Here is a 10,379-nt window from a genome sequence, read left to right as displayed (position 1 = left end):
CGTTCTACTTGACCGACTACTTCCAATTTAAAGGATAAAGTATAATCCTTTTGCGTGCGTTTAACATACTGACTTTTTGATTCTTTCATTCTATTCATCTTTTTGTTGTAACGCTATATTAGGACGAGACAAGTTTAATAAATAAATAGAGAGGTTACCTTGATTTGGGGTAACCTCTTTTTCTTTGAAAGAGCTCTATTCTGACACCGACAAGACAACGACATATCGGTGTCAAAGTATTGTCATGTCGGTGTCATGATACAAACTGGGGTCTGTAAAACAGGGCTTTAGTGTAGGCTTATAATATGCGTTTAAAAAATAGTTTAAAGAAAAGCCCCCCGTTTAGCAGCGCTAAACGGGGGGCTTTGTATTGTATAACTATAAATTATCTTATAGTGGAATATATTCTACGAATGCTTCCATTGCTTCATACGAAGCAAGTCCTAAATTGTCATATAAAGCAGCAGTACCTCTGTTTCTATCTTCACTACGTTGCCAGAACAAACGTTCATCATTACCTAAGAAAGGAGCACTTTCCATCTGAGATTGATGTTTAAGAATAGAGTTACGTTTCGCTCTTAGCTCTTCAGGGCTAATCGGTACAACCATTTCAATGTTTTCAATTTCCCATTCAGCCCAAGCGCCACGATACATCCAAATGCGGCAATCATCTAGCCATTTAGCTCCTGCTTGTTTTTCTAAGTCAATAGCAGCTAATACTGTATCGGTACATACTTTGTGAGTTCCGTGTGGATCAGCAAGGTCACCAGCTACAAAAATTTGATGAGGTTTTACTTCTTGAAGTAAGGCACGAACAATCTCAACATCTTTTTCACCTAGAGGGTTCTTTTGAATTCTACCTGTTTCATAGAAAGGTAGATCTAAGAAGTGGCATCTGTTTAGAGGAATATTATTGTATGTACATGCTGTACGTGCTTCACCACGACGGATTAGTCCTTTGATTGTTAATACATCTCTGGTATCTATATCTCCATCTTTTTTATTGTGTAGGAATTCACGAATCTCTTTGTACTTATCATTAATAACTTCATCTTTACTTTCATTGAAGATTTGGTTGAAGCCATTGATGAAATGTAAGAAACGTACTACTTCTTCATCACCTACAGCAATGTTTCCAGAAGTTTGGTAAGCTACGTGTACTTCGTGGTTTTGTTCTACTAAACGGCGGATAGTTCCTCCCATAGAAATAACATCATCATCAGGGTGTGGTGAGAATACTACAACACGTTTAGGGTATGGTTTCGCTCTTTCTGGGCGATAAGTATCATCTGCGTTTGGTTTACCTCCTGGCCATCCAGTAATTGTTCTTTGTAAATCATTAAATATTTTAATGTTTGCATTATAGGCAGAACCATAAAGAGCAAGAAGCTCACTTAAGCCATTTTCGTTATAATCCTTATTGGTTAGTTTAAGAATTGGTTTGTTTATTAATTGGCAAAGCCATACAATAGCGCTACGCACTAGTTTGTCATTCCAATCACATGATGTTACTAACCATGGGTGTTTGATACGTGTTAGTTTGTCTGCAGCAAGTAAATCAATTACTACACGTGTATTGCTATGAGTTTGTAAGAATGTTGCAGGAATAACATCAGATACTTCACCTTCTACAGATTTTTTAATAATATCTGCTTTTTCATCTCCCCAAGCAACTAAATAGATTTTACTAGAATCTAGTATGGTTTCTATACCCATTGTAATAGAGCTAATAGGTGTTTTTTCCACACCACCAAATATCTTTGATGCTTCATCATGAGATGTGCTATCTAATAAAATAAGGCGAGTAGTTGAGTTTAGGCGTGAACCTGGTTCGTTAAATGCGATATTACCTAATCTACCAATTCCTAAAAGAGTAATATCTATTCCACCTACTTCTTGAATTTTTTGTTCGTATTGAGCACAATGTTCAAATATAAGGTCTTTTTCAATTGTTCCATTAGGTGAGTAGATGTTTGCTGGATTAATATCTACATGATCCAAGAACATCTCTTTCAATTCATTTAAATTACTATTAATAGCATCTGATGCTAATGGATAGTATTCGTATAAATTAAAAACAATTACATTTTGGAAGCTTAGACCTTCTTCTTTGTGCATTTTTATTAATGCTTGGAATATGCTGCGAGGTGTGTCACCACCAGTCAAAGCTAAAACGCAATTGCGGCCAGTTTTCTGTTTGTCACGAATTGTTTGTGCAATATCACAAGCAATTTTATTGGCTCCTTCTTCGAAGGATTCAAAAATGTCTGTAGGTAGCTTTTCTAATCTAGTTAGGACAGATTTCTCAAAAGCATTTTCTGGACGGTAGTATTTCGGAGATACACGGTTCAGAGTTATTTGAGAACTTAAGTTAGTTTTCATAAATTCTATAATAAAGTATTGTTAGATTTGATTACTATGTAATGTTAGTATCACAAAGATACTAAAGTTGTTTATGAATAGAACTACCTAGAAATAGGTATTGTTGAGGGTTCTATCTTTTTTTAACAATTATTTGATTTAAAGATTCTTAATGAATTGAAAGGATTCTGAATCTTTCCATACGGGAAAATTTTCTCTAAAGGTTGATAACGAATATTTAGACAAATTAACAGTTTGGTATTCTTCTTTGTTTTCCTCTATTGTGCTCATTGTTCGACCTTTAGCATCGAATAGAATACTTTTACCATTATAGATTAATTGATTACCATCAATGCCTATTCTGTTAACTCCACATACAAAGGATTGATTTTCAAGCGCTCTGGCTTTTAATAATGAGTCCCAAACATCAATCCTACTTTTAGGCCAGCTAGCAGAGTAGATTAATAAATCATACTCGTTATTAACATTTCGGCTCCAAACAGGAAAGCGTAAATCATAACAGATTTGAGGGCAGATATTCCACCCTTTGTAATGTATGATTATTTTACTTTTGCCTGCGGTATAATTATCGATTTCACCACTTAGTCGGAAGAGATGTTTTTTATCGTAATGATAAACTTTTTGTTCAGGAGTAATGAATAAAAAACGGTTGTAAAAAGATGGCTCTTCCTCTATTATTATGCTACCTGCTATGGCAAATCCATTGTCAGTAGCCATCTTTTTTAAAAACTGTATAGTAAGCCCATTCATAGGCTCGGCAAACTCTTTGCTTTTCTCTGTAAAACCTGTGGTAAACATTTCAGGAAGGACTACTAAGTCTGTTTGTCCTTTTAGTTTTAGAAATAGTTTTGAGAGATAATTGAGGTTCGCTTGTCTATCTAGCCAAGCTATATCCATTTGCACCAGAGTGAGCCTTAGATTTTCCATATTATCTATAGAACAAACTTCTCAGGGTTTTTCCCTTTAAAATCCTTAAAAAAGTCTTTGATGATCGGCATATCCTTTTCAATATCACCTGATGGTATAAATCTTTTTCCTATTTGGATTGTCTTTGTTCCATAATCGAGTCCTACTAAAATAATAGGTACGTTGGCGCCTTTTGCTATAAAATAAAATCCCTTTTTCCAGTTCGTATTTGCTTTTCTTGTGCCTTCGGGTGTGATTGCTAGATTAAAATAATCTGTTGAGGCAAATTTTTGGCTCATCTGATCTACTAGTGATGTATTTTTACTTCTATTTACAGGGATACCGCCAATAGCTTTAAAAAGAAGGCCTAAGGGGAAAATAAACCATTCTTTTTTCATCATAAAAGAAGCTTTTCTATTGTATGCAGCATAAAATATTTTACCCATCAATAAATCCCAATTAGAAGTGTGTGGGGCAACACAAATAACACATTTATCAGGAATCTCTACATCAAAAATAGCCTTCCAGCCCAAAAGACGATCAAAAATAAATTTAAAAAACTTTTGTTTCATATTTAAAAATTAGTTCACCGAAGTATATAAAAAATGAGGTTAGAAATATCTTAAAATCAATTAATATACCTCTAACCTCATTAATAAGTTTATAATTGTTAGCTAAGAGCTACAATATCAGCAATAATTTGACTTGTTTCTTCCGAAAAGTCTTCACGAAATTTTTTGTAATATTCTTTTACATTACCAGGCTCAGTATGACTGATTCTGCTAAGAAACTCATTTTTTGCATTGTAGATGCGAGTTAATATATCATCTACTTTGTTTTTATCTATTTCAGGATTAAGAAGCTCTTGCATCATGCTGTGCATAAATAGATCTTCTATGATAGCGTTTACATTTTTCTTCAGTTTTCTTCTACTAGCCATAACTTATTCTTTATATGGTGAAACATTATAGGCAAATATAACTCTTTTATCTATCAAAAGTTCCTTTTAGTAGGAATATATATTATTCAACAAAGTTATTGATTTGACTGTAAGATATTTAGAATATAATCTTTATCTTAGAGTTAATATGAAGCATATTTCATTTGGATGTCAACTGTGTAAATAGTACTTCATTTTTTTATAAAAAGCTCTATCTTTGCAACTTTGAAGTAATATTGTGTATAAAATCTACAATTTATGGGTATGCCCTACACATGGCAAATGAATTCTATAATTTCTTAATAGGTTAATATAGAGGTTGATATGTATGCTTTGTTTTTTGGCTTACTCTTTGTCAGATAAGATGTAGAGTAAAAGTAAGAACGTTTTTTAGATACAGTAAAATTGAATAATATGGGGAGTAATATGAAAGGTTTCCTTCATGGTAAGTTATCTTTTATAAAAGACAGGAAAGTTTTAATCTCGTTAATTGTAATTTGTTTAGGTATTGTAGTGTACTATTTAGTAACGCGTAAACCTAAAATAGTAGAGGTAAACCCTGTGGTTAGTATGGAACGAGTTAAAAAAACTGATGTATCTATTTATGGAGAATATGTTGGTCGTATTCGAGCTCACCAATTTGTTGAGGTTCGTGCTCGTGTAGAGGGGTATCTAGAGCAAATGTTATTTGCAGAAGGTAGCCCTATTGGTAAAGATATACCTTTGTTTATAATTGATCAAACTACATATAAGGCTAAAGTTAAAAAAGCAGAAGCTCAATTGAAGAAAGATCAAGCACTTGCTTTAAAGGCAAAAAGGGATTACGAACGTATTAAGCCTTTATATGCTCAAAATGCAGCTAGCCAGTTGGACTTAGATAATGCTGAGGCTGCTTATGAAAGTGCTCAAGCTTCAATGGATATGAGTAAAGCCGATCTGGATCAAGCCAGACTTGAATTAAGTTATACTGTTGTAAAATCGCCTATAGCAGGACAAATAAGTCAACGTAGTGCGGATTTAGGAACACTTGTAGGTCCAGGTGGAAAATCTCTTTTAGCTACTATTGTGAAAAGTGATACTGTATTAGTAGACTTCAGCTTGACTGATTTGGATTACCTACGTAGTAAAAAGCGTAATGTCAATTTAGGAAAAAGAGATTCTACTCGCTCTTGGCAGCCTAATGTTACGATTACGATGGCTGACCAATCTATTTATCCTGAAAAAGGATTTGTCGATTTTGCCGAACCTCAAGTTGATCCCAATACGGGTACATTTAGTGTGCGTGCAGAAATACCCAATCCCAATGGAATTTTATTGCCCGGACAATCTACTAGAGTGCAGCTTCTACTAGATTTGATAGAAGATGCATTGGTCGTTCCACAAAAAGCTGTGATTACAGAAAAAGGAGGGGCTTATATTTTTATTATCAATAATGACTCTATCGCAAAGAAAACATTTATAGAATTAGGTCCAGAGTTCGACAACCAAGTAGTTGTGGAAAGAGGTCTACGTGAAGGAGAAATGATAGTATCAGAAGGCTATCATAAATTAGCTTCTAATACTAAAGTGAGAATTGTAGATTTGCCTGTTGAACCTAATAAAGAAGAAGAGTAATGAAAGTAAACTTTTTTATAGATAGACCTGTATTCTCGGCTGTTATTTCAATCTTAATTGTCATTCTGGGATTTATAGGGCTAAAACTATTACCAATTGATCAATATCCACAGATTACTCCGCCTGTTGTGAGTATTAGTGCTTCTTATTCGGGTGCTAGTGCTACTACGGTTTCTCAGGCAGTAGCAACTCCCATAGAGCAGGAATTAAATGGTACACCAGGTATGTTGTATATGGAGTCGTCTAGTTCAAATACGGGAGGTTTCTCTGCTTCAATAACTTTTGATATTTCAGTAGATGCTGACTTAGCAGCTGTAGAGATACAAAACCGTGTTAAATTAGCAGAATCAAGATTGCCTGCTGAGGTGGTTCAAAATGGTATATCGGTGGAGAAAAAATCTCCTAGTCAGTTGATGACGTTATGTCTAAAATCAGATGATCCTAAATTTGATGAAATCTATCTGAGTAACTTTGCTACTATTAATGTGGTCGATTTACTTAGGCGTATTCCTGGAGTCGGTAGGGTATCCAATGTGGGTAGCCGATATTATGCAATGCAGATATGGGTGCAGCCTGATAAGTTGGCAAACTTTGGGTTAACTGTTGGTGATTTAAAGAATGCTTTGAAAGAGCAAAATACAGAATCAGCAGCGGGTATTTTAGGGGGGCAACCCGTAGAGGGATTGGATATAACAATTCCAATTACTACTCAAGGCCGTTTATCTTCAGTTGCAGAATTTGAAGATATTGTACTTCGTGCGAACCCTGATGGCTCTATTATTCGATTAAGAGATGTAGCGAGAGTATCGCTTGAGGCATCTTCTTATTCTACTGAGAGTGGTATAAATGGTGAAAATGCAGCTGTACTAAATGTTTATATGCTCCCAGGAGCTAATGCTGTTGATGTATCTAAGGAAGTGAGAGAAGTGATGGAATTAATCAGTGCAAATTTCCCTGATGGTTTATCGCATGAAGTAACTTTTGATATTACTGATTATATTTCTCAATCTATCAGTGAGGTATATAAAACTTTATTTGAAGCTCTCGCCTTAGTGATTTTAGTAGTCTTCCTTTCTTTACAAAGTTGGAGAGCTACTTTAATACCAGTAGTTGCTGTACCTATTTCTTTAATAGGAACATTTGGTATGATGCTTATTTTTGGTTTCTCACTGAATTTACTGACTTTACTAGGTTTGATTTTAGCTATTGGTATTGTCGTAGATGATGCTATTGTTGTCGTCGAGAGTGTGGAACTGATTATGCGAGAAGAGAAACTGAATGCTTATGATGCGACAAAGAAAGCTATGTCGGGGTTAACTGGTGCATTGATAGCTACATCTTTAGTGCTGGTGGCTGTATTTGTTCCCGTGAGCTTCCTTTCTGGTATTACAGGCTCCTTATATCGTCAGTTTACTATTACTATTGCAGTATCGGTTATTATATCTACAATCGTCGCTTTGACGTTAAGTCCTGTGATGTGTTCTTTAATATTAAAACCGCAAACAGGAAAGAAAAATTTTATTTTTAGAAGAATCAATCTTTGGCTTAATATTGGGAATCATAAATATATTGATGCTATTCGAAAGGTCGTAAAACACCCTAAGCGAGTAGTAGGAGTTTTTGGTATGATGCTCGTTTTGATCTTTGTATTGAATAAGGTATTACCAACTAGTTTCTTACCTGTCGAAGATCAAGGATTCTTTAAAGTGGAATTGGAGTTGCCAGAGGGATCAACCCTTGAAAGAACTAGAAAAATAACGGATAGAGCTATCAACTATTTACTTGAAATACCTGCCGTAGCTTATGTTCAGAATGTTACTGGTAGTAGTGCTCGAGTAGGTACCAGCCAAGCAAGAAGTTTGTTGACAGTTATTTTAAAGTCTTGGGATGAGAGGAATCATGTCAAGATTGAAGAAGTGATGGCACAAGTTAGAGAAGAATTCTCTCAATATCCCGAGTCTAAAGTTTATATCTCCACACCTCCAGTTGTTCCAGGACTAGGTTCATCAGGAGGGTTTGAAATGCAAGTTGAAGCTCGTGCAGACGCTACGTTCCAAGATTTAGTAGCTGCCGTTGATACTTTGATGTATTATGCAGAACAGCGTAAGGAATTAGTGGGTGTATCTTCATCACTTCAAGCAGAAATTCCTCAACTTTTCTTCAATGTGGATAGAGATAGAGCTAAATTCCTAGGAGTACCTGTACCTGATATTTATGCCGCTATGAAGGCTTATACGGGTTCTGTATATGTCAACGACTTTAATATGTTTAATCGTATTTATAGGGTATATATTCAAGCAGAAGCTGAGTATCGTAAACACAAGGGAAATATGAACTATTTCTTTGTAAGGGCCAATAATGGATCTATGATACCTTTACCTGCATTAGGTCATGCAGAGTTTACAGCAGGCCCAGGAAGTATGACTCGATTTAATATGTTTACTTCTACTGTGGTTACTGGTCAGGCTGCTCATGGATATAGTTCTGGTCAGGCTATGAAAATTATGGAAGATATTGTTAAAGAACACCTTCCACAAAATATCGGTGTAGAATGGAGTGGACTCTCTTACCAAGAGCAAAAAGCTAGTGGTCAAACGGGAGTTGTTTTAGCATTGGTATTCTTATTTGTCTTCTTATTCTTAGCAGCTCAATATGAAAGTTGGTCAGTTCCTATAGCTGTATTACTAACTCTCCCTGTCGCTGCATTAGGTTCTTATTTGGGAGTATGGATATGTGGGTTAGAGAATGATATCTATTTTCAAATTGGCTTAGTAATGTTAATGGGGCTGGCAGCTAAAAATGCTATTCTTATTGTGGAGTTTGCTAAAGTTCAAGTAGATAAAGGTGAAGATTTGATACATTCGGCTTTGTATGCTGCCCGTTTGCGTTTCCGTCCTATTCTGATGACATCTTTGGCTTTTATTCTGGGTATGTTGCCCATGGTTCTGGCCTCGGGTCCAGGGTCGGCAAGTAGAAAAGCTATTGGTACGGGAGTATTCTTTGGAATGATCTTTGCAACAGCCATCGGTATTATATTTGTTCCTTTCTTCTTCGTTTTAATTTATAAGATGAAAGGTAAGTTAAGAAAAAAGAGAGGATAGACTTATGAAATATATTCAGAAAAACATTAAATATACAGTAATCATATTCTGTGCTATAATTACTTTATCTTCTTGTAAAGTAGGTAAATCATATACTCGTCCTGATGTTGCTTTACCTGATAGCTTGATAGCTGGACAAGATAGTATAAGTATGTCTGATTTAGCTTGGTGGCAAATCTATACTGATCCTTTACTTGTTTCTTTAATAGAGCAAGCTTTAGAATACAATAAAGATGTTTTAATTGCTGCTACACGTGTGAAAGAGCTGGCTGCAAAAAAGAGAATTGATACTGCTAATCTATTTCCTCAATTAGATGCAGGAGCTTCAGTTTATACCAAAGCTACTCGTGATGAAGATGGAAATACTACAAACTCTCATTCCTATAGTGGAAATATTGCTTTATCGTGGGAATTAGATCTTTGGGGTAATTTAAGATGGTCTAGACAGGTAAGTATTGCTGAATACTTACAATCAATAGAAGCTCAGCGAGCTATACAACTGACTATTATTTCAGAAGTAGCTCAAGCTTATTATGAATTGATAGCTCTCGATGCTGAAATGGAGATTTTACAACAAACTCTTGAAGATCGAAAAGCAAGTATTCGTTTGGCTCGTATTCGTTTTGAAGGAGGTTTGACTTCTGAAATCCCTTATCAGCAGGCACAGGTAGAATTGGCTCGTACAGCTACTATGATTCCAGAGCAAGAAAGAGCAATAACTTTAAAAGAAAATGAATTAGCTTTTTTAATAGGTTCTTACCCTAAGAAAATTAATCGTAGTAAATCGTTGGAGTCTCTTTATTCTATTGAAGAATTACCTTATGGACTACCTTCTCAACTACTAGAAAGAAGACCTGATATACGTGGTGCAGAACAGAGTCTAATTGCTGCTCATGCGAGTGTGGGTGTTTCTTACACCAATATGTTCCCTCGGATTAGCCTTACTGGAAAGGTGGGTTCAGACAATTCTGAATTATCTTCTTTCCTGAAAACTCCTTATAGTTTAATTGAAGGAGCATTGGTGACACCTTTATTCCAAATGGGTAAAAATAGAGCAGCATGGAAAGCTCAAAAAGCTGCTTACGAGCAAGAGCTTTATAGCTATGAAAAAACTGTATTAAATGCTTTTATAGAAACCCAGAATTCAATTGTTAATTATAACAAACAGAGAGAGGTACATAGCTTAAAAAGCCACTTAGAGAGATCTGCTCAAAAGTATGTAGAGTTTGCTCGATTACAATATATAAATGGTGCCATTAACTATATGGATGTGCTTGATGCTCAGCGTGGTTACTTGGATGCTCAGATTGGTCTAAATAATGCCGTCCGTGATGAGTTATTGGCTGTAATACAATTGTATAAAACATTAGGAGGTGGTTGGTAAACTCTTATAGAATAGTAAAACTATTCGTTAAACTTTTATTTTACATAAAAAA

At 35.3% G+C, this 10,379-nt stretch carries 7 protein-coding genes; 3 read left to right on the top strand and 4 right to left on the bottom strand.

Annotated features, from left to right (window positions below):
* Positions 1-390: 390 nt before the first annotated feature.
* From K8V80_RS04295 to K8V80_RS04280, 4 genes are all read right to left on the bottom strand, one after another.
* The gene (locus tag K8V80_RS04295) at positions 391-2,382 is read right to left on the bottom strand and encodes a glucosamine-6-phosphate deaminase (protein ID WP_276775696.1); all 1,992 of its coding nucleotides are present in this window, start codon (positions 2,380-2,382) and stop codon (positions 391-393) included.
* A gap of 138 nt (positions 2,383-2,520) precedes the next feature.
* The gene (locus tag K8V80_RS04290; RefSeq protein WP_276775695.1) at positions 2,521-3,309 is read right to left on the bottom strand and encodes an amidohydrolase; all 789 of its coding nucleotides are present in this window, start codon (positions 3,307-3,309) and stop codon (positions 2,521-2,523) included.
* A gap of 5 nt (positions 3,310-3,314) precedes the next feature.
* Complete coding sequence (locus K8V80_RS04285) at positions 3,315-3,860, bottom strand: 1-acyl-sn-glycerol-3-phosphate acyltransferase (RefSeq protein ID WP_006745520.1); 546 nt, start codon at positions 3,858-3,860, stop codon at positions 3,315-3,317.
* A 98-nt stretch (positions 3,861-3,958) separates the two neighbouring features.
* Positions 3,959-4,228 (bottom strand): hypothetical protein, encoded by a 270-nt coding sequence (locus K8V80_RS04280; RefSeq protein ID WP_006745519.1) that lies wholly within the window; start codon positions 4,226-4,228, stop codon positions 3,959-3,961.
* Positions 4,229-4,654: 426 nt separating this feature from the next.
* On the opposite strand from K8V80_RS04280, the gene K8V80_RS04275 reads away from it, so the two are divergent.
* From K8V80_RS04275 to K8V80_RS04265, 3 genes are read left to right on the top strand one after another with little or no spacing between them, the layout of a single operon-like run.
* The gene (locus K8V80_RS04275) at positions 4,655-5,842 is read left to right on the top strand and encodes an efflux RND transporter periplasmic adaptor subunit (protein ID WP_040310446.1); all 1,188 of its coding nucleotides are present in this window, start codon (positions 4,655-4,657) and stop codon (positions 5,840-5,842) included.
* Positions 5,842-8,943 (top strand): efflux RND transporter permease subunit, encoded by a 3,102-nt coding sequence (locus tag K8V80_RS04270; RefSeq protein ID WP_276775694.1) that lies wholly within the window; start codon positions 5,842-5,844, stop codon positions 8,941-8,943. The genes K8V80_RS04275 and K8V80_RS04270 overlap by 1 nt, the downstream gene beginning before the upstream one ends.
* 4 nt (positions 8,944-8,947) lie before the next feature.
* On the top strand, positions 8,948-10,327 hold the full coding sequence (locus K8V80_RS04265) for an efflux transporter outer membrane subunit (protein WP_006745516.1): 1,380 nt from the start codon (positions 8,948-8,950) through the stop codon (positions 10,325-10,327).
* Positions 10,328-10,379: the final 52 nt, after the last annotated feature.

Origin of the sequence: Bacteroides coprosuis (assembly GCF_020741705.1) — a bacterium.
Classification (GTDB): domain Bacteria; phylum Bacteroidota; class Bacteroidia; order Bacteroidales; family Bacteroidaceae; genus Bacteroides_E; species Bacteroides_E coprosuis.
Note: the sequence above shows the minus strand (reverse complement) of the source record. Positions and strands in the feature narration are given on the sequence as shown.